The following is a 20,882-nucleotide window of genomic DNA, read 5'->3' on the forward strand; positions in this document are numbered from 1 at the left end:
TATAAAACGGAACTTGAGCAGAATGAGAGTTATCCCTCTTGGCTACGGATGCCCTTATTCTTCTGTGATAGTCATAAGAGAATAGAGCTTATTTTCACAAAAAGAGTATGTTCAGAGAGATAGCAAGCATATACTTTTTGACCACAGTCAAAAAAGTAGGCTTGTAAGCTGGGAATTCAGCTTAACCAATTTTACCCTCGCCTAATTATCTCGGCAACTCAAATAAATTTTCGTTGGAGATAATTGGCTGGGGCAGACCCTAGGGAGAACCCTAAGACCCCGAAAAAGAAAGGAGTGATGAAACATGTCAAAGAGCGTTAATCGTAAAAACAATTGCACCGTTCATTTCATGGTGAATGAAGAAGAGATGAAGGAACTCAATCGAAGATTTGCAATGACCAATTTTAAGAGTAAGAGAGAGTTTTATCGAGATAGTATTTTCAAGAACAGGATCATCAGCATTGATTTATCCGGTGAGTTTCGAAAAGAACTGAGGGAGTTTTCTTCTCTTATCAGTCGCAATTCAGCGAACCTAAATCAGATAGCAAAGGCAGTAAACAGCACAGGAATTATCTACAAAGATGATATTGAGAGCATCCAGAAAGCTTTACAAGGAGAACTTCTTTTCTTGTCTGAGCTTCGAGAGAAAGTTTCGGATTATATCATCAACGAGGTGATCAGCTGATGGCGGTTACGAAGATACATCCAATCAAGACTACACTGAAAAAAGCGATAGACTATATCTGCAATGGCGATAAAACCGATGATGAAATCTATGTTACGACCCACCTTTGTAGCAGAGAAAATGCTCACAAGGAATTTGAACTTACAAAGAAACAATTTAACTCAAGAACCAAGACTTTAGCTCATCATCTGATTCAATCCTTCGTGCCGGAAGAAGTGAGTTTTGAAGAAGCTCATCAGGTAGGAATCGAACTCTGCGAAAAGATTTTAGAGGGAAAATATGAGTATGTTTTAGCTACTCATATTGATAAAGATCATATTCATAATCATATCATTTTCAATTCCATAGATGTGGATGAGGGAAAGGTTTATCATTCCTATTACGGCTCATATATGAACATCAGAAATCAAAGCGATAAGCTTTGCAAGGAGCATAATTTATCTGTCATCGACCAAGAAACACAAAAAGAAATCAACGAGATTAAGCGAAGAAAATTTGTAAGTTGGCATGATTGGAATGAGGATAAAAAAGGCAGTAGCTATAAGTCGAGACTTCAATTTGATATTGATAGAAGTATTCAGCAGTCCGTCAATTGGCAGGACTTCTTATCTAAAATGGAACGGTATGGGTATGAAATTAAGTTTGGTAAACACATCGCTTTTAGAAGTAAGAATCAGCAGAGATTTACCCGAGCGAAGACGATTGGAGACAACTATACCGAAGAGCGGATTAGAGATAGGATCCTGAATAAAGACAGAGAAATTGGAAATATCATTGACATCAAGAACAACGAAAAAGTGAAGTCAAGCAAAGGATATGAGCGTTGGGCTACGAAACATAATCTTAAGACGGCTGCTTCTACACTGATTGAAATCAGGAATAAAGGGTTTAACTCAATGGAAGAGTTGGAGCGTGGTATCAGCCGAATCTCAATCGAAAAGAATGAGTTGAAGCGAGAATTTGATAAGCTGTCATGGGAGCAAAAGAGGATAAAAGAAGTAGTAAAGCATATTCAAATCTGTATTAGCAAGCGAGAGCATTACGAGAGCTATCGTAAAAATCAAAATGATAAAATTTATATGATGATGAACCGAAAAGATGTGGAAGCTTATCAGAAATCTTATGAGGAAATAGATGTTTTTCTTAAGCAATTTCCACAATTGAGACATGTGGTATTGGGAGAGTTGAAGACAAAATCAGGCAAAAGTCTTTTCAGGAAATTAAATGAGCATTCTAAAGAATTACAAGCTAAACAAGGGGAGATAATCAAGGAATATGATTCATTAGCAGCACAGTATGAGGAATTGGAATATCTGAAAAATAATATGAATGATTATCTTGGTAGGGATAATACTGATAAGAAAAAGGAATCGGTTATTGATACAATTAAGAGGCATAAGGCTGAAGAGAAGGAAAAATCTAAAGAAAAGATCAGAATATCTAAAGAAGCAGAAAGATAATTTTATAGTCGGTGTGGTCATAGGACTGCACTGACTATATTTTGTCAAAGATAAAATAGAGAGATTATCTAACGATAACGTGAGATTTGTTGAATAAATCGCTTGTTTATGCTATAATCAAACAAACCATAACTGTGTGGTTGCGACTTTAGGAGGTGTGAAAGTGGCAGTTTGCTATAATAATCTTTGGAAATTGCTTATAGATAAAAATATGAATAAAACTGAATTAAAAGAGGCTGCAGGAATAAGCTTTAATGTAATGGCTCGCATGGGAAAAAATGAGACTATTTCTTTTGAAAGTATTGAAAAAATATGTACTGCTTTGAATTGCGATGTAGGAGATATTATTTCTATTGCTCAAAATACAGAAACGGAAGTTAAAGCTTTCAAAACAATAGAATTGTTTGCAGGTGCAGGAGGACTGGCTTTAGGCATTGAAAAAGCGGGATTTGAAACTATTGGATTGATAGAATTTGATAAAGCAGCTTCAGATACATTGAAATATAATCGCCCTAATTGGAGGGTTATAAATGATGATATTGCTAACATATCGTGTTTGGATTTAGAGAAATATTTTGACATAAAAAAAGGGGAGCTTGATTTATTATCAGGAGGAGCTCCTTGCCAATCTTTTTCTTATGCGGGTAAAAGATTAGGATTAGAGGATGCAAGGGGAACTTTATTTTATCATTATGCAAAATTCTTGGATAAACTCCAACCAAAAATGTTTTTGTTTGAAAATGTTAAGGGATTGCTCACTCATGATAGGGGTCGAACATATAAAACTATTACAGATATCTTCGAGAATTCAGGATATGCAATTCAGAAAAGTATACTAAATGCTTGGGATTATGGGGTGGCACAAAAAAGAGAACGGCTTATTACCATTGGAATACGAAATGATTTTGTTGATAAAATACATTTTGACTTTCCTACTCCGCACAAATATAGACCTGTGTTACGTGATATTCTTTTAGATTGTCCTGAAAGTGAAGGAACATCTTATTCTGAATCTAAGCGGAAAATTTTTGAATTGGTTCCTCCAGGAGGTTATTGGCGGGATATCCCGGAGGATATAGCTAAAGAATATATGAAAAGCTGTTGGTATATGGAGGGTGGCAGAACAGGTATCTTAAGGCGATTGAGCTTAGATGAACCATCTCTGACTGTATTGACTTCGCCAAGTCAAAAGCAGACGGATCGTTGTCATCCGTTAGAGTCACGCCCATTTACTATAAGGGAAAATGCAAGATGTCAAAGCTTTCCGGATGACTGGCAATTTTGTGGGAGCGTGGGGCAACAGTATAAGCAAGTTGGGAATGCTGTTCCCGTCAATTTAGCATATGATATTGCACTCAAAATAAAAGAAGCATTGGAGGAATTATAATGTGGAATTTAACTTTTATAACAGAAGAAGATTTTACAAATCATGTGAAATCTACCATTGAAAAATATGGCGAAAAACTGGAATCTTTTGATCTAAGGCGTTTTAATAAGAATATTATTGACCCAATAAAACTTATTTTCGATAAGACGGTATATCAGTCATCGTGGGAAGAAATTGTAAGTAATGAAATATTTCGTCAAAGAGATAAATCAAATAATAATGATATCGGATATTTTCACCAGAGAATTTTTCAGTATATAGAAAATTGTCATGTTCCACCTAATGGAGAAGAGAGTGGTTGGGATGTCATATATGAAAATACTAATGGAATTGAAATCCCTGATGCAGGTAGTGTTCATACAGTGTATGTTGAAATGAAAAACAAACATAATACAATGAACTCAGCTTCAGCAGGTAAGACGTTTATCAAAATGCAAAATCAACTTTTGAACGACGATGACTGTGCTTGCTTTTTGGTTGAAGCAATTGCACAGCGTTCTCAAAATATCAAGTGGGAAACTACTGTAGATAAGAAAAAAGTAGGACATAAACTGATACGTAGAGTTAGTCTTGATCAATTTTATGCTCTTGTAACAGGACAAGAAGATGCTTTTTATCAGATGTGTATGGTGCTACCATCTGTTATTGAGAAGGCTGTAAAAGACTTTGAAGGAACGATTGTGCCGAATGATACAGTTATTGATGAACTAAGAGAAAGGGCAGTTCAACGGGATATTGATTCCGAAGATATGGCAATTGCAATGGCAGCATATATGCTTGGCTTTGGCAGTTATAGAGGTTTTAATCAATAATTTAGATGACAAAGAAATTATATGATAGGAAAAAGATTCGACAATTAATAATGGAGGTGAAGTAAATATGGGTATAGTGCATTTTTTGAACGTAAATGAAGGCGATTGTATTTGGATAGAACATCCATCTGAGCATAATACTATAATTGATATATCTAATGGGGAAGAAGTAACAAATATATTTGAAAGTGTATCTTTGTCTGGAAACCATAATCAAAAAAACTATCCTGTGAATCCAATCAAGTACTTTAAGGATAGAAATGTAAGCACAATTTTTAGATTTATTTTAACGCATCCTGATATGGATCATATGGATGGGATTAAAGAACTGTTTGATACATTTGAAATTTTAAATTTTTGGGATACCGAAAATACTAAAGTGATGGATGATAATTCTGATTGGGGGAGATATAATAAAGAAGATTGGAATTTTTATCAAAAAATTAGAACGTCATCTTCATCTCCTAAGGTCTTGCATCTGTATGCAGGACAAAAAGGAAAATATTATAATCAAACAGAAGATGGCAAGTCAGGAGCAGATGGATTGTATTTGCTTGCACCTACAACGGATTTGGTAGAAGAGGCAAATAAATCAGAAGACTATAATGATTGCTCATATGTCATTTTGTATAGAACAGGGAATAACAAAAAAATTATATTTGCTGGAGATTCAGCGGAGAAAACATGGGATTATATTTTAGATAATTATAAAGAAGACGTAAGAGATATAGATATTTTGATAGCTCCACATCATGGTCGAAAAACGGGTGGAAATGATAAATATTTAGATGTGTTAAAGCCAAAATTAACATTATTTGGAAATTCCAAGAGTGAATATTTAGATTATTCATCCTGGAATAACAGAGGGTTAGATCATATTACAAATAATCAAGCAAACTGCATTATTATTAATACTACTGGTAAAAACGGGATGGATGTATATGTGACATATGAAGTATTTGCTAAAAAATGTAATCCCTGCACTTTTTATGATGAATCATATGCAGGCTGGTATATCATGACTATATAGTCCAGAGGAGATAATATTGTGGAAGAGATATTAAAACAGATAGTTGAGAAAATTTCGTCATATAATATTTTTAATAATTTATATCCAGGGGTGTTATTTATCTACCTGTTAAAATTTATATTTGAAATAAAGATATTATCGGATAATTGGCTTGAAAATTTAATAGTATTCTATTTTGCTGGTATGGTATTGAGCAGGATAGGTTCAATCATAATTGAGCCTATAATGAAAAAATTTAAACTAATAAGATATGCACCTTATTCGGACTATGTAAAAGCGAGTAGTATTGAACCTTTAGTTGATACTTTGTCAGAAGTTAACAATACATATAGAACATTGTTATCGACTTTTATTTGTGCATTTGTATGTAAATTAGGCATTAGTATTAATGAGATATGCCTAAAAAACAAGATGACTTTTTTACAAGAAAATAAGGATTGGATGTTCTTAATCTTGTTGATTCTATTGTTTGCATTCTCTTATGTTAAACAAACAGATTATGTGCGAAAAAGAGTAGAGTTCGTGTTGAGAAAAGAAAAGAAAAAGGAAACACGATAATGTATAATTACTAAATAGAATTAATCTGTAATTATCTAATCCGAGAAACATAAATAAACAAGTTGTTGACATATAATTCTTATAAATATAATGGTTTAGATTTTTTGGAGCGGAAAATTTCAAGGTGTTGTAGTATCACTCTTGATACTGTTTTGATACTAAAGATATAGAAAACTATAAAAATTAGATCTAAAAATTCCTGTTTCTAGAAACTTAATAGATACTTATAATATATAAAAGAAACAAATATGTTATGGTAATTATTGAGTGGGAATAGAGCATATTTTCTTGTAAATGACCTAAAATCAAGGATTATAGCCTGATGAAGCGAGTGATTGGGACAAAGGTAAAGATTTCAAAAAGAATAAAGCAAATAATTGTTCAAAGTGACTTTATAAATGAATATAAGAACTTTGCCCATCTACGAAGCGATTGCTTTAGAGAGGTACCTGGAAACCTTGTTACTTTATAATAAAAAATTAGACCGTAGCTTTGTTGTTACGGTCTTTTTACATCTATCCAATATGAATATTTCTTTTAAATATGATGTTCTTTTTTTGGCAGAAGTTTTTGAATTTAATTGAATCAAAATTTTTACCAAATTTACTTATTAAGTGATTTTGTATATTGTTTTTATCTACTATTGCTAAATGTTTAGTCAATAATTCAAAATTTGCTTTGTCTGAAAAATACATAACCTCATAGTTGGAGCCATCAAAAGATTCTTAAATTATAATCTTCATACTCAATTATGGCAGAACCATTTGGATTAAGAGTAAGCGATAAGTTGCTATTGTTCAATGCAATCACCTCTTTTTCAAAAATCTTGATTTTTAGGAAAAGACAACTTTCAATCTTCAAATTTTTCATCTGTAATTTCCACGTTATATCATTTCATCCCATTCTACTAAAAAATCATCAAAATGAGGATTATGAGATAAAAGAGCAATAGGCTTTCCTTTTGACTAGCATTGGTCGGAATTTCATATCCTTTTCGTAGACAAAGATAATATGTATGATTTCAAAATAGAGTTTGGTTCGTGGTCGATTAAAGCAGAAATATCACATTTAAGTGCATTTGCTATTTTTCTTAATTTCATGTACATTATTATTTTCGAATACAATTATTCTTTTATTAATTCTTTTAAATTTCATATAAAAATTAAAATCTTGAAATTTTTTCCTATTCATTTTAAATTCATAATTCTGTTTTATAATTAATTCACAATAATAATGACAAGCAGGTAAAGCTTTAAAAAAATAAGACTTTAAAATAAAAAATGATGGAGGGATTTATTATGAAAAAAGGAACCTTAAAAATTACAATGCTTTTAATTGCTATACTGACGATATTCGGAATTACGTATGGAAATGTGAAAAATAAAAACAGCGGAGCAATTGTTGAAGATTATACTGTGGACACAGGAGCTGATTATATTGAATATGATGATGACTATTATGTAAATAGAGTGAATCCTGTAGATGAATCAAAAACTATCGGAATAAACAGAGCAAAGGAAATTGCATTAAGGAAAGTGCCGGGAGCAAACCGTACACATATAGGTGAATTTCATCTTGATTATGAATATGGAAGACCGGTATATGAAGGCTCCATTTATTATAACGGATGGGAATATGAGTTTGATATTGATGCTGTGACGGGAAAAATTTTAAAATGGGAAAAAGACAGAGATTAATAAGGAAATAGTGAAGTGTCAGAGTTAAAATTTAAAATGAAAAATAACGGAGGGAAAAATGAAAAATAAAGGAATTAAAATAATAATAACAGGAATAACTATGCTGACTATATTTGTCAATATAAATGCAGCAAGTGGAAAAATGGGAAGTAATTATAGGAAAAATACTATGAAAAGCCGAAAAAACGGATATATAGGAATTAATAGAGCAAGAAGTATCGCTCTTTCAAAAATACCGGGAGCAAACAGTTCTCATGTTGTAAATCTTCACTTTGATTATGAGGATGGAAGACCTGTATATGAAGGCAAAATATATTTCAGAGGTTTGGAATATGAGTTTGATATTGATGCTATTTCAGGAAGAATTGTAAGTTGGGATGTAGATAGGGATTAATTTTAAAAATAATATTTTAAAAAATTTAAGGATTGCTTCATAAATCGGAAAATATGCTCAGCTATATATTGTATATTTTTTATAAAATTAATAAAATAACACTAGTTTATAATTTTTAAGAAAAAATATATGATTTGTAGTTCGAAAATGATTTTTATTTTATTAAGGCAATCCTCAATTTTTTTAATAATACTCATAAAATTATTTACAGGCTGTACAAACTAATTGGAATTAAATTCAAAAAAGTTTATGAAGTTTTTGTTCTTTGATTTATAAATGTTTTTTATACGAGATAATGAAAAAATAATTATAAAAAGTTATTTATATTATTTTTAATATAAGCTATAATTAAATATTATGATTAATAAAGAAATGAAAAGAAGGAGAGTAAAATGAAGATTTTATTAGTTGAGGATGAGAAAGACCTGAACAATATAATAACAAAATATCTGAAAAAGAATAATTATAGTGTAGACAGTGTCTTTGACGGAGAAGAAGCTCTTGAATTTTTAACATACAGTGAATATGATCTTATTGTTTTAGATATTATGCTTCCTAAAATGAGCGGTTTTGAAGTAGTGAAAAAATTAAGAAATATAAATAACGGTACTCCTGTTTTAATGCTGACAGCAAGAGATTCAGGAGAAGATAAGGTTAAAGGACTCGATTCGGGAGCTGATGATTATTTAGTCAAGCCGTTTGATTTTAATGAGCTTTTAGCTAGAATAAGGGCTGTTGTGAGAAGGAAATACGGGAATATTTCAAATATAATAACTATCGGTGATATAGAACTGGATATTTCAAAAAAAAAGATTTTAAAAGCAGGGAAAGAAGTCGAATTGACAGGAAAAGAATATGAAGTTTTTGAATACCTTATTCAAAGTAAAAACAGGATTTTAAGTAGGGAGCAGATAAAGGAACACGTTTGGGATTACGGCTATGAGGGAGAATCGAATATAATAGATGTTTTAATAAAAAATATACGTAAAAAGATAGATACTGAGAATGGGAAATCCGTTATACAGACTAAAAGAGGTCTCGGATATGTGATTAAAGAGGATGAAAATCAATGATAAATAAAATAAAGAGAAATTTTAACAATATGTCGATAACAATGAAAATAACTTTATGGTATACTTCCTTTGTTATAATCTTAATATCGGCAATGCTGCTGATGTCTTTTTTCATTACTGACAAAATAACGGGAGATACGAATAAGAGGGAGCTCATAAAAGCGGTAAATGAAATAATTTCTGATCCTGATGAGTTTGAAGAATTTGACGACGGAATTTTCTTTTTAAAATATGATGATACCGGAGAAATAACAGCAGGGAATTTTATTCATGGATTTGATGAAAGGCTTCCCTTAAAGGAAAGCAGTTTAAGTTCTTATAACAGTAAAAACGGGAAATTCTATTATTATGATATGAAAATTTATGAAGATGAATGGATCAGAGGGGTAATCCCTGTAAGTAAAATAACTCAGGAAACAAGCCTTCTCTCTCTTATTATTCTTATTTTAACTCCTTTACTTTTAATAATAATAATATATGGCGGGTATAAAATAATAAAAAGTTTTTTAAAACCTATAGAAAAAATATCCGATACTGCTCTGGAAATTCAGAAAAGCGGAAATTTTTCCAAAAGAATAGAGTTAGGCGAAGGAAAAGATGAAGTACATAAAATGGCAGAAACTTTTAACAGTATGCTGAATTCTCTGGAGAATTTTTATTTACATGAAAAAAAATTCAGTTCGGATGTTTCTCATGAGCTTAGAACTCCTGTAAGTGTAATATTGACAGAAAGTCAGTATTCTCTTCAATTTGCAGATAATATGGAAGAAGCGAGGGAATCCTTTGAAGTGATAGAACGTCAGTCAAAAAGAATGTCAGAACTTATAAATCAAATTATGGAGTTGTCGAAAATAGAAAGAAAAGATAAGATAATATTGGAAAAAATAAATATTTCAAATATAATAGAAAAAATAATGGAAGATTACAAAAATTTATTAATTGAAAGAAGTATTAAAATAAATACATATATTCAGCCTAATTTATTTATTTATGGGGAAAAAGTAATGATTGAAAGGCTTTTTGACAATTTGTTAAACAATGCAATGAAATTTACCGAAAATAAAATAAATATAAATTTGTATGCCGAAGAGAAAAAATGTATTTTAGAAGTTATAGACAATGGAATAGGAATTCCTGAAAAAGAAAAAGATGCTATCTGGAACAGATTTTACCAGATAAACATCTCAAGAAATAAGGAAATTAATCAGGGATTCGGATTGGGTCTTTCATTAGTTTCAAAAATAGTGGAACTTCATAATGCATCTATTAAAGTAGACAGTGAAGAAAATAAAGGGACAAAATTTACTATAATTTTTTCTCTTTTAAATCAGGGATAGTTGTTATATTCCTGATTGTATTTTTTTCTGTTTTTTATTTATTATTTTTTGTTTTGAGAATTTTTAAAAATAGCAGTGCTGTTATATTCAGTAGTAGCCAAATCAAGAATATTCTTTTTAGAAAAAAAATTCGTTTTTCATTTATATCGAAGCCGTTTGGTTTAATACCGTATTTATTTATTATTTCTTCAGGATTTTTCATTTTTTCAATAAGATTTCCGTATTTTTTTTTCATTTCATTTTCGCTGACTCCGAATTTTATTTCATTATCAGCATCACTCGAGTAAAAATATCCTCCTTTATATCGGTTTTTAATTTCCTTCACTTTTTTTATATCGTCACTGTCATCAAAATTAATATTATCTTTTTCAATATATCCTATATAATCGGGATTTCTTCTTTTATTTTTAATTTCTGTTCCGAGTTTTACAATATAGAGATTTTCCATAAATTTTCTGTATTTTTCTTCGTTCTTATAAATTTTTTCCGCTTCTTCTTCGCCGATTTCTCCGTAAAGTCCGTTTATTCCTCCCGATAATTGAGCTTTTCCATTTATTTCTAATTTCAGAGTGTATTTATTTTCAAGAATGAGTTCGGTTTTTCTTATATCTGCTTTTTTACTTTCTATTTCCGTTAATAGAAATCCTAAAAAAAGAGCTGTTAAAATAACTGTAGTTTCAAATAAAATAAATTTTATTATCTCTTTTATAATAATATTTTTCATTTCGTTTGCACTCCTTTTAATAGTATCATTTATAAATTTTTATATGATAAAGTTGTTATGCAAGATTAATACGGAACACTTTGTTTCAAAATTACACATTAAAGATTCATTGATTTTTAGATTATATTCTTTTAAGCTGCAATGTGAGAATTATACTATATCAAACAATTTTTTCCAATTGTTTTTTATACTTTAATCAATATATAATTATTAAAAAAATTTATATCCTTAAAAAAGAATTTTGTAGAAGAAATTGTGTTGTAAATAGAGGGAAAATAAGAAAATAAAAGTGATTTTAAAATAATATTTGACATCCCTTATGAAATGTTGTATACTACATATAGACCGTTGGTCGGTATAAATATAATAATAGCTTAAAAGGAGATAAAATGAGTAACGGCAACAGAAAAACACGTGTAGTAAAGGAGTATGAAGAAAGAAAAAGGGAAATAACGGATACCGCTGCAAGGATGTTTATTCAAAAGGGGTATGAAAGATGCAGTGTAAATGAAATAATATCAGAGGTTGGAATTGCAAAAGGGACTTTTTACCATTATTTTAAAACGAAAGAGGAGGTATTGGATGCCGTAATTGAAAAGTTTACGGAAAAAATAAGAAAAAAGGCGGAAAAAATAGCGGATGATTCCTCCCTTGAGCCGCAGGATAAGCTGATTGGGATATTCTTTTCCATGAATATAGAAGAGGAAATTGGAGATAAACTTATTTCAGACATGCATAAACCGGAAAATGCACTTATGCATCAAAAATCCTTGTCATCAGCAATAGAAACTCTTACTCCCATTTTAGTCAAGGCAGTTGAAGAAGGGATAAGGGAAAAAGTATTTTCCTGCCTGTATCCAAAACAGTATATGCAGATTTTCCTTGCATCGGCAATAACATTAACAGATAAAGGTATCTTTGATGTGGATGACCTTGAAGAGGAAAAATTTATAAAGGGAATGATATCCCTTCTGGAAAAAATGCTGGATACTAAAGAAGGGGAATTTTTAAGGCGTATAGAAAAGGTATAATATAAAATTTATAAAATAGAACAGGTTAAAAAAATACAAATACAGAAGTGAATAAATTTTAAGAAAATGTTTTAAAAACGGATTTTTTGAAGACAAAGGGAAGTTATAGAGTGTCCTTTAGGGTTTATGAAACATTTATATATTTTTTCCATTTTTATTGACCGTCAGTCAGTCTATAAAAATTAAAGATGATAAAACAAGAAAAAAATCTAAAGAAAGTTAGAATAAAAACAAAGTAGATAAAATAAAAGTGGAAACCCAATTATATTATTGAAAAATTCCACTGTTTAATCTATAAAAAATCTAAAGGAAAAGAGGAAATAATGAAACAATTTTTAAAACTATGGACAGGGGAGCTTATTTCAAATATAGGGAGCGGTATGACAGCCTTTGCTCTTTCTGTGTACATATATGAGAGAACGAAAAGTGTAACTTATGTATCCCTTATTACACTTTTAGCCTATATGCCGGGGATAATATTAAGTCCTGTGGGGGGAGCCCTTGCCGACAGGTACGACAGACGAATGATGATGATTATAGGGGATCTGTTTTCAGGGCTTGGCTTATTATATATATTATGGAATATAAATATCGGAAACAAAAGTCTTATTCCAATTTTTGCAGGGACAGTTTTTAGTTCATTATTTACAGGGATTTTGGAGCCTTCCTATAAGGCGACTGTTACTGATGTACTTTCCGAAGAGGAATATGATAGGGCAAGTGGAATGATTCAGATGGCAGGAAATGCCAAATACCTTATTTCGCCTGCACTTGGAGGGGTAATTCTTTCCTTCTGGGGAATGAAGGCGATACTCATACTGGATATAATGACTTTTATAATTACTTCTTTTATAATTTTTTCAGTAAGAAAATATGTGAATAAAGGAAAAAGGGTAAAAAAAAGTTCCTTTATTCTCCAAATGAAGGAAGGTTTTTCTGAAATAACCGAAAATAGAGGGATATTTTCTATGGTGGTTACCATGTTCTTTGTATGTTTTTTAATAGGGATAGTTCAGGTTCTTCTAAGACCTCTTATCCTTTCTGTGAGTACTGTAAAGACGGCGGGATTTATGGAATCCGTATGTGCAGTCGGAATGCTTTTTGGAAGTTTGTGGATAGGAGTAAGAGGTTTAAAGGGGAAATATGTAAGGGCATTATCTGTTGCCGGTGTTATTTCGGGAATATTCATGTCCTTTACAGGAATGTACTTTGACCTTATTATTACAGGAATATTTATATTTCTTTTTTTTATCACGCTTCCCTTTATAAATACATGTGCAGACGTGCTTGTGAGGTTAAATGTCTCTGACGAGGTGCAGGGAAGGGTATGGGGGGTAATAGGATTTATAACCCAGATAGGAATGGTGATAGCCTTTGCGGTATCTGGAATACTGGTGGATATGGTATTTGAGCCTCTTATGTCAAAGGGAATACTTACAGATAGTATAGGAGGTTTTATAGGATATGGAAATAGGGGAGGGATAGGTCTTATGTTAATGTTTTCAGGAATTGGAATGGTTTTAATGTTTATAATAATAGGAAAAAATAAAGCCATAAAAGGGCTGGAACTGGGAAAGGAAAAGGTGGGAAATGTATCTTAGGCTATTAAAAAAGGATTTTGAGAAAAATTACATGAATAATATAATATTGTTTTTATTTATAACTTTATCTGTAACAATTGGTGCAACTGTATTTCTGACAGTTTCACAACTTTTTTCCACAATTTCCGGAATGTATGATGTGGCAAAACCGCCCCATTTTCTTCAGATGCACAAGGGGGAAATAAATCAGGATAATATTGATAAGTTTAATAAATCCTATCCTGATGCGGTATACTGGCAGACAGTTCCGTTAATAAATATATCAGGAAATGAAATTACAGTCCAAAAAAACAAGGTGAAAAATAGTAAAGAAGGGTTTGAAAAAGAGTTTATCCTTGAGGAAAGCAGAATGGGTATAAGTCTGGTAAAACAAAATGAAAGCCATGACCTGCTTTTGGATAAAAATAGACAGAGGGTGGTTATAAATAAAGGGGAAATCGGAGTTCCCGTTATTCTTCTTGATAAATTTTCCATAGATATAGGGGATGTAATAATAATCAATACAGGGGGAATGAGAAGGGAATTTACGGTGTCTAAATTTATATATGATGCCCAAATGAACTCAACGATGGTTTCATCCACCAGATTTCTAATAAGTGACGAGGATTTTTCCCAATTATTTTCCGGGGAAGCGGAAAAGGAATATATAATAGAAACCTATTTTAAGAAAACATCAATGGCATCGGCGTACCAGACGGCATATGAGCAAAGTGTGCTAAATCTTCCTAAAAATGGTCAGGCGGTAACATATGTGGCAATATTTCTTATAAGTGCCATGACGGATATTATGACAGCCATTGTATTTCTTATAACAGGATTCCTGCTGACGACCATATCCCTAATATGTTTACGATATATTATTCTGTCTGATTTGGAAAATGATTTTAAGGAAATAGGGACAATGAAGGCTTTAGGAATATCTTCAAAGGGAATATCTGAACTTTATATGTTAAAAATAAAAATTTTGGCAGCATCCGGGGGAATAGTTGGATTTTTTGCAGCCCTTTTGCTGGTACCTCAGATGACGGGACATATGAGCCGTACCTTTGGAAAAATGGATAAAAATATAATCCGGTATATGGGAGGATTTCTAATATGTGTCGGAATATATATGTTTATTATACTGTTTTCAAAGAGAATAATGAAAAGGATAGGAAAAGTTACAGTTGTGGATCTGCTTGTGAGGGGAAAGGGATTTTTAAAGGAAAGAAAATTAAAAGACAATGCTAAAAAAGAGGAACATAGAAAAAAATTATTTCCAAGTATTTATAAAAATATATTTTCCTTTCCCCTTTCGGCAAATGCTGCAGTATCCATAAGGAAAATAAAGAAGGGCTATGGAATTATACTTTGGCTGTCAATGATTACAATGTTTTTTGTGATGTTACCCTTTCGGACTGCAAGCACATTGGGAAATAGGGAGTTTGTAACATATATGGGGGTTCCTGTATCCGATTATCTATTGGAGATCCAACAGGGGGAGGACATTGAAACAAGAAGGGAAAATCTGGAAAAATTTCTCAAAAATAAAAAGGAGCTTCAAAATAATGATGGAAATAACGGGGATATACAATACAGTATTTTAAGAAGGGTAAGGTTACAAGGTATTTCAAGAGAAGGGAAAACAATGGGAATTTACACAGACATAGGAAAACATGCAGGTGAGGGATTAAGATTTTTAAAGGGGAAAAGAGCTAAAAAGGAAAATGAAATAGCCCTATCCCTATTGACAGCTGAAGACATGGGAAAAGCAGTCGGAGAGAAAATAACCATTATTTCTGAAGAGGGGGAAAAAGATTTTTTAGTAAGCGGAATATATCAGGATATTACAAGTGGAGGAAAGACTGCCAAAATGCTGTATGATTTTAAAAACATCCCTACCCAGAAGTATATATTTTACATAAATAACAAAAATGCCAGTAAAAAATCATTGGACAGGGTAAAAAAGGAAACAGATCAATGGAGAAAGGAACTAGGGACAGGCTATACCCTTGAAAGTATGGAGGAGTTTACAGGTCAGACGATAGGAGGGGTGGCAGAAAGGATACAGTACGCATCCTTTTATACCTTGGCAACAGGAGTGTTACTGACAGTGCTTATTACGGCACTATTTATGAAGCTTCAGATTGTAAGAAGGGGAAAGGAGTTTGCAACAAAAAAAACGTTGGGAATTTCTAGGAGAGATATAAATCTTCAGGAATATTATCCAACGGTAATTATGGCATCGGCAGGAATGATAATGGGATTTGTATTTTTAAATGTCTTTGGAGATAAGGTGCTAAGTTTCCTATTTGTTATGGGTAATCTTGGAATTAGCAAAATAACCTTTACACCTCCTTCATTTATGGAATACATTATAATTCCGGAATTTTTTCTATTCAGTCTGACATTGACAGTGTTTATTTTATGCAAGGGAATTACGAAAATTAATATTATAGACTATGTAAACGAATAAAAAAATAAATAAGAAAAAATTATAGAAGGGAGTATGTGATGTCATGGGATTTTCCATGATAATCATATAAAAAATGATAAAAACAGAAAAAATTTGTAAGGAAATAGATGGAAATAAGATTTTATCAGATATAGATTTCCAAATGGAAAAGGGGGAATTTGTTGCAGTTATGGGACCGTCGGGATGTGGAAAATCAACCTTTCTTTATTGTATAAGCGGTATGGACAATGTCACTTCGGGGAAAATTGATTTTAATGGTAAAAATATATGTAAACTGTCAGAAAAGGATATTGAAGGGCTTCGTCTGGAATATATGGGATTTATATTTCAAAGGGAAAATTTTTTAAAAAACCTTTCAGTGGAGGAAAATATTATGTTTCCTGCAATATATTTAAAAAAGGAAAAAAAGGAAAATATAAAGAAAAGATGTAAAATGCTGATGGAAAAAACAGGGATTTTGGAAATTGCCGAAAGGGATATAAGAAATGTTTCCGGAGGTCAGCTTCAAAGGTCAGCCATATGCAGGGCCTTAATCAACAAACCTGCAATTATTTTTGCAGACGAACCGACAGGGGCCTTAAATTCCAAGGCAACAGAGGAAATAATGGATATATTTACAAATATACATAAAGAAGGTACTTCAATACTCGTGGTTACCCATGATTCAGGAGTAGCTGCAAAGGCGGATAAAGTGGTGTTTATGAAGGACGGGAGAATATACTCGGAATTAGTACTAAAGGGTGAGGATATGGCACAGAGGCAAAGGAGGGTGAGGGATATGATGAATGAAATAGAAATTTAGCAGCAGTTTAGAGTTTAGACAGTTTTTGAAAAAAATAAAAAAATTATAGAAAGAGGTATTTTATGAAAAAAATTTTTATATTAGGTTTATTAGTTTCGGCGTTATCATTTACGGCAGAAAAGGAATTTAAAGCAGAAATAGGGGCGAGTGGGTTTTATTCAAATGGAATATATCAGGAAAAAAACAAGGGAGGTGTTATTCCCTTCTTGAATCTTTCCTATAAAAACCTTTATATGGACAATACAGAGGCAGGATTAAAATTTGACGTGGGAGAAAACCTATCTATAAAGGCATATACAAACTTTATGGATGGAAATCTTGTAAAGGGAGAAGACTTGAAAGAGGGATACAAAACATATAAAAAACGTAAGACCCAAATGGCTTATGGTGGAAAATTAAGTTATAGGACGGGTCCTGTTGAAGGATATATTTTTGCACAAGGAGGAAAAAAAGGGGCAAAAGGAGGGGCAGGTGTAAACTATATTATCCCTGTAACTGAAAAAATGGCAGTTTTAACAGGAATAAAATACAATATATATAATAAAAAATATACTGATTATTACTTTGGAGTACATGAAGATGACCTAGGGGGAAAATTGCAAAAAACCTATTTTTCTAAAAGTTCTCATTCCTATGGATTACAGGTGGGAATAGAGAATAAGATTACAGAAAAATTTTCAGCTGTAGGATTTTTTTCAGTGGAAAGATTTTCAAAGGAAGTACACAAATCTCCGATTATAAAGGATAAAAACGAAATTAGAGGAGGACTTGGAGTAAAATATAACTTTTAAGGGGGAACTTTAATATCATTGGTAAAATGGAGAAAAATCAAAAAATATTATTAATGACAAATTTATAAAAATGGGACTGTCTCAAAATAATTAAAATTTTGAGTTCAGCCCATATTTTCTGTTCAAATTAAACTCTCTAATTTTTTAGTGCAATTTTTTTAAATTTTTTGAAAAGGACAATTGTAAAAAAATTAGAGAATCTTATTTCTCTTGAAAAATCTAGTTGATAGTTAGTTTAAGAAGTTTACCTCCGGATCTATAAGTACTTCATCTTCTAAAATATAATAATTGTCTTATGTATTATTTATTTTCTATAGAATAAAAATCATCAAATACAGTATCTAAATCATTTTTTGCTGAATTTAATACTTCATCAGCCGGCAATAAAGGTGTACCTTCCGCCCTTACTATATAAAATTTATCAAATCCCATAAATTCTTCAAATAAAGATTTTAAATAATAATGTGTAAATTCCATTGGTGTGTATCTATCATTATTTGTAAATATACTTCCACTTGCCTGGAGCAGTAATATTTTATAATTATCTGTCATGAGACCTACTGAACCGGTTTCTGTATATTTGAAAGTTTCATTTGGAAGTAAAATATTATCTATATAATCTTTCAATTTTGAAGTTATATTAAAGTTATGTAGCGGTGTAGCTATTACTATACGATGATGTTCTTTAAATTGTAATAATATTTTTTGTGATTTCTCAATTATCGTTTTTTCGTTTTCTAAAAGCTCTTTACCATTCATTTGTTTTTCCCATATTCCCAATAATCCATTCATTTCTATCTTTGGAACATCCATATCATATAGATTGACTATAGTAAGTTCATTTTTATCAAATTTTTTATTAAATTTTTCAAAAAAATTTTTCTGTAATTTATTTGAAAATCGTTCCTTACCATTAAAATCTGGATGTGAATTAATTAGTAATGTTTTCATTTTTTCTCCTTGATTTTTAAAATTTTATTTCTATTGCAATCAATTTATGTTACTAGCTAGAATAGATAATAATTAATAAATTATAACATAAAAAAATTAAATCAACGTAAAATTAGAGAAAATTTTTGAAGGTGTATTGTATAATGAAGTACAACACTTAAAGTACACTATCCATATTCATAATATGAATGTGGAACGAATGAAAATACTAACGGACTGCTAAGAGAATTTCTTCCTAAGGGGAAGAGTATGAAAGGCTTGAAAAAGAAGTTTAAGAAAATAGAAGAATGTCTTAATAACAGACCTAGAAAGATATTAGGATTCAGTAAGCCTAGTGAAGTTCACAATGAATGTAATAGAAGTAACAGGAATATTAACTAAAAAGAAGTTATCTTAATTAATAATTAAAATAACTTCTGGAATTTAATTCTTACATAAATTCTGTTGCACTTTGCTTGACAAAAAGGCCCAAATCAAAAAAATTATCTTTGTCAGGACAGAGTAAAATATTTAGAGGCAGTAAAAAAAGATAGAAGAAATTTAAGAAAAAGTGCTTGCAAAAAAAGAAGAGCCCCTTTACAATATAGTCGCCAAACGAAAGGATTCTCTTCATGAATATAATAGCAGAAAATAACCATAATATAAATAATAACTTTGAACATAACTTTAATATCTCCCTAAAGAAAAAGTATGAAGAATACTTTCAGAATATAGTTTCCAATGCTGACAACAGCTTCTTTGAATTAGATTCGGAAAGAAGAACTTTAAAAGCAAGGGATTTGTAGAAAGAAGTCTTATGACTCAGCTTGGATATATAACCGTTAGAAGAAGAAGGTATATAAAGAAGAACTTCTATATTGACTCGGAGGCAGGCATTGAAAGATATGCCAGGCTTTCAAGAGAATTTATCTTTAAGCTTCTGTTGGAATACTTTCATACTTCTGCCACAGCTCTCTCAAGAAAGTATGGTATTTCAAGACAGACTGTATTTAACCCCATATATAGGTTTAAGATGCCTGAAATAGATATTGAAATATATAGATGACAATAACTGCCATGCGGTATATATAGGAGCAGATGAGGACCATATAAAGTGCAGGAAGGAAAAGTTTACATATATGAGAGTTGTTACAATACATCTTGGTACTGAGGATGAATGAAGGAATAGAAAAAAGTTGATTGACAAGCATACACTAATGTTCCTTACATCATATGAGATAGACTGTGTAGCAGAATACATAATGAACTATCTCTCTAGGATGTATGACATGGATAGGAAGAGGCTGATACTCAATTCAGATGGTGCAAAGTGGATAGAAAGTCTGACAAATAACCTAAAGTCCTACAATGTTATTTATATATATGACGGGTTCCATCTGAACAGTCTCCTTAGGACATTATCAGGAAATAACAGTGAAATTTACTATAAATTGTATAATTTTTTGAATGAAGGTGATATAGAGAAGTTCAATAAGTGTAGCAGTCTGTTAATATAGAGTAACAGACAGAAAAACAGGACATTTATGACAATAGTTAATAAATATGAAATGATAAGGAATATATTTACAATCCCTTTATATGAAGGCTCAAGAACTGAAGGACTTGTATTCCAATGTTCAAGGTATCTTTCAAGCAGGCCGAAGGCATTCTCAAAGAAGAGGCTTCTTGTGAGGGCAATGTATCTTTCATTTATGCTTAACTATGGTCATGATTATGAGAAGACAAAAGAGCTATATTTTGGTAATAGTAAAGTGGATAAAATAGAGGAAGTAATAAGCGTTAATTACGATTTAAAATATATTGAAAATGAGAGAAGGACAAACATACCGTACCTGAACCAGACTAACAGCTATATAGGGGATGTACTTTATGGAATATCCCATAACAAATTGATCTAGAGTAATATATTTAAAAAAAATGACAGTGAAGGTTAAAAAACTTCTAACCTTTTACTGCCCTTAAACATTTTACTCTGTTGTTTTTTTTACATTGAAAACTTTTCTTTTTTTGTGTTATAATATTTTAAATTAATTTCTGCTAAAGTAAAAAAATAAAAGGGTTTCAACAGTAATAACCGGAAATATTTTTTCAGGA

22 protein-coding genes and 1 pseudogene are annotated in these 20,882 nt (G+C 31.2%); 21 read left to right on the plus strand and 2 right to left on the minus strand.

Annotated features, from left to right (window positions below; genetic code table 11):
• Positions 1–304: 304 nt before the first annotated feature.
• From mobC to EII29_RS05080, 11 genes and pseudogenes are all read left to right on the plus strand, one after another.
• Positions 305–685, plus strand: a complete 381-nt coding sequence (mobC, locus tag EII29_RS05025) for a plasmid mobilization relaxosome protein MobC (protein ID WP_125236450.1) — start codon at positions 305–307, stop codon at positions 683–685.
• The gene (locus tag EII29_RS05030) at positions 685–2,145 is read left to right on the plus strand and encodes a relaxase/mobilization nuclease domain-containing protein (RefSeq protein WP_125236451.1); all 1,461 of its coding nucleotides are present in this window, start codon (positions 685–687) and stop codon (positions 2,143–2,145) included. The genes mobC and EII29_RS05030 overlap by 1 nt, the downstream gene beginning before the upstream one ends.
• Positions 2,146–2,308: 163 nt before the next feature.
• Positions 2,309–2,494, plus strand: a pseudogene (locus EII29_RS13160) (helix-turn-helix domain-containing protein); the annotation flags it as partial.
• The gene (locus EII29_RS05035) at positions 2,468–3,532 is read left to right on the plus strand and encodes a DNA cytosine methyltransferase (protein WP_368665477.1); all 1,065 of its coding nucleotides are present in this window, start codon (positions 2,468–2,470) and stop codon (positions 3,530–3,532) included. The pseudogene EII29_RS13160 and the gene EII29_RS05035, both read left to right, overlap by 27 nt.
• Positions 3,532–4,344, plus strand: coding sequence for an Eco47II family restriction endonuclease (locus EII29_RS05040; protein ID WP_125236453.1), 813 nt, complete (start codon positions 3,532–3,534; stop codon positions 4,342–4,344). Before EII29_RS05035 ends, EII29_RS05040 begins: the two co-directional genes overlap by 1 nt.
• Before the next feature lie 67 nt (positions 4,345–4,411).
• Positions 4,412–5,374 (plus strand): ComEC/Rec2 family competence protein, encoded by a 963-nt coding sequence (locus EII29_RS05045; RefSeq protein WP_125236454.1) that lies wholly within the window; start codon positions 4,412–4,414, stop codon positions 5,372–5,374.
• A gap of 18 nt (positions 5,375–5,392) precedes the next feature.
• A complete protein-coding gene (locus EII29_RS05050) occupies positions 5,393–5,932 on the plus strand; it encodes a hypothetical protein (protein WP_125236455.1) in 540 nt (179 codons plus the stop codon).
• 1,298 nt (positions 5,933–7,230) lie between these two features.
• Complete coding sequence (locus tag EII29_RS05065; protein ID WP_125236456.1) at positions 7,231–7,629, plus strand: PepSY domain-containing protein; 399 nt, start codon at positions 7,231–7,233, stop codon at positions 7,627–7,629.
• Between the two features lie 58 nt (positions 7,630–7,687).
• Positions 7,688–8,023, plus strand: a complete 336-nt coding sequence (locus EII29_RS05070; RefSeq protein WP_125236457.1) for a PepSY domain-containing protein — start codon at positions 7,688–7,690, stop codon at positions 8,021–8,023.
• A 392-nt stretch (positions 8,024–8,415) separates the two neighbouring features.
• The gene (locus EII29_RS05075; RefSeq protein WP_125236458.1) at positions 8,416–9,096 is read left to right on the plus strand and encodes a response regulator transcription factor; all 681 of its coding nucleotides are present in this window, start codon (positions 8,416–8,418) and stop codon (positions 9,094–9,096) included.
• A complete protein-coding gene (locus EII29_RS05080) occupies positions 9,093–10,433 on the plus strand; it encodes a HAMP domain-containing sensor histidine kinase (RefSeq protein WP_125236459.1) in 1,341 nt (446 codons plus the stop codon). Before EII29_RS05075 ends, EII29_RS05080 begins: the two co-directional genes overlap by 4 nt.
• A gap of 34 nt (positions 10,434–10,467) precedes the next feature.
• Here EII29_RS05080 and EII29_RS05085 read toward each other — a convergent pair whose 3' ends face one another.
• A complete protein-coding gene (locus tag EII29_RS05085) occupies positions 10,468–11,157 on the minus strand; it encodes a hypothetical protein (RefSeq protein ID WP_125236460.1) in 690 nt (229 codons plus the stop codon).
• A 389-nt stretch (positions 11,158–11,546) separates the two neighbouring features.
• Here EII29_RS05085 and EII29_RS05090 point away from each other — a divergent pair, with 389 nt between their 5' ends.
• The 5 genes from EII29_RS05090 to EII29_RS05110 all read left to right on the plus strand — a co-directional run bounded on the left by EII29_RS05090 (position 11,547) and on the right by EII29_RS05110 (position 17,837).
• Entirely contained in the window at positions 11,547–12,188 is a 642-nt protein-coding gene (locus EII29_RS05090; protein ID WP_125236461.1) for a TetR/AcrR family transcriptional regulator, read from the plus strand.
• Positions 12,189–12,511: 323 nt separating this feature from the next.
• Positions 12,512–13,789, plus strand: coding sequence for an MFS transporter (locus EII29_RS05095; RefSeq protein ID WP_125236462.1), 1,278 nt, complete (start codon positions 12,512–12,514; stop codon positions 13,787–13,789).
• A 31-nt stretch (positions 13,790–13,820) separates the two neighbouring features.
• On the plus strand, positions 13,821–16,244 hold the full coding sequence (locus EII29_RS05100) for an FtsX-like permease family protein (protein ID WP_158612470.1): 2,424 nt from the start codon (positions 13,821–13,823) through the stop codon (positions 16,242–16,244).
• Between the two features lie 73 nt (positions 16,245–16,317).
• Positions 16,318–17,046 carry an ABC transporter ATP-binding protein gene (locus EII29_RS05105; RefSeq protein ID WP_199726028.1) on the plus strand — a complete coding sequence of 243 codons (729 nt, stop codon included), beginning with the start codon at positions 16,318–16,320 and terminating at the stop codon, positions 17,044–17,046.
• 62 nt (positions 17,047–17,108) lie between these two features.
• Entirely contained in the window at positions 17,109–17,837 is a 729-nt protein-coding gene (locus tag EII29_RS05110) for a MipA/OmpV family protein (protein WP_125236464.1), read from the plus strand.
• 300 nt (positions 17,838–18,137) lie between these two features.
• Here the strand turns inward: EII29_RS05110 and EII29_RS05115 are convergent, their stop codons facing one another.
• Entirely contained in the window at positions 18,138–18,788 is a 651-nt protein-coding gene (locus EII29_RS05115) for an FMN-dependent NADH-azoreductase (RefSeq protein WP_125236465.1), read from the minus strand.
• A 249-nt stretch (positions 18,789–19,037) separates the two neighbouring features.
• Here EII29_RS05115 and EII29_RS13030 point away from each other — a divergent pair, with 249 nt between their 5' ends.
• From EII29_RS13030 to EII29_RS05130, 5 genes are all read left to right on the plus strand, one after another.
• Positions 19,038–19,169, plus strand: coding sequence for a hypothetical protein (locus tag EII29_RS13030; RefSeq protein WP_255411017.1), 132 nt, complete (start codon positions 19,038–19,040; stop codon positions 19,167–19,169).
• A 230-nt stretch (positions 19,170–19,399) separates the two neighbouring features.
• Positions 19,400–19,573, plus strand: a complete 174-nt coding sequence (locus tag EII29_RS12035) for a hypothetical protein (RefSeq protein ID WP_158612471.1) — start codon at positions 19,400–19,402, stop codon at positions 19,571–19,573.
• 11 nt (positions 19,574–19,584) lie between these two features.
• On the plus strand, positions 19,585–19,833 hold the full coding sequence (locus EII29_RS05120; RefSeq protein ID WP_125236466.1) for a hypothetical protein: 249 nt from the start codon (positions 19,585–19,587) through the stop codon (positions 19,831–19,833).
• 151 nt (positions 19,834–19,984) lie between these two features.
• The gene (locus EII29_RS05125; RefSeq protein ID WP_125236467.1) at positions 19,985–20,284 is read left to right on the plus strand and encodes a UPF0236 family transposase-like protein; all 300 of its coding nucleotides are present in this window, start codon (positions 19,985–19,987) and stop codon (positions 20,282–20,284) included.
• A 27-nt stretch (positions 20,285–20,311) separates the two neighbouring features.
• On the plus strand, positions 20,312–20,686 hold the full coding sequence (locus tag EII29_RS05130) for a hypothetical protein (RefSeq protein ID WP_125236468.1): 375 nt from the start codon (positions 20,312–20,314) through the stop codon (positions 20,684–20,686).
• The last annotated feature ends 196 nt before the right edge of the window (positions 20,687–20,882 follow it).

The organism is Leptotrichia sp. OH3620_COT-345 (genome assembly GCF_003932895.1).
GTDB lineage: Bacteria > Fusobacteriota > Fusobacteriia > Fusobacteriales > Leptotrichiaceae > Pseudoleptotrichia.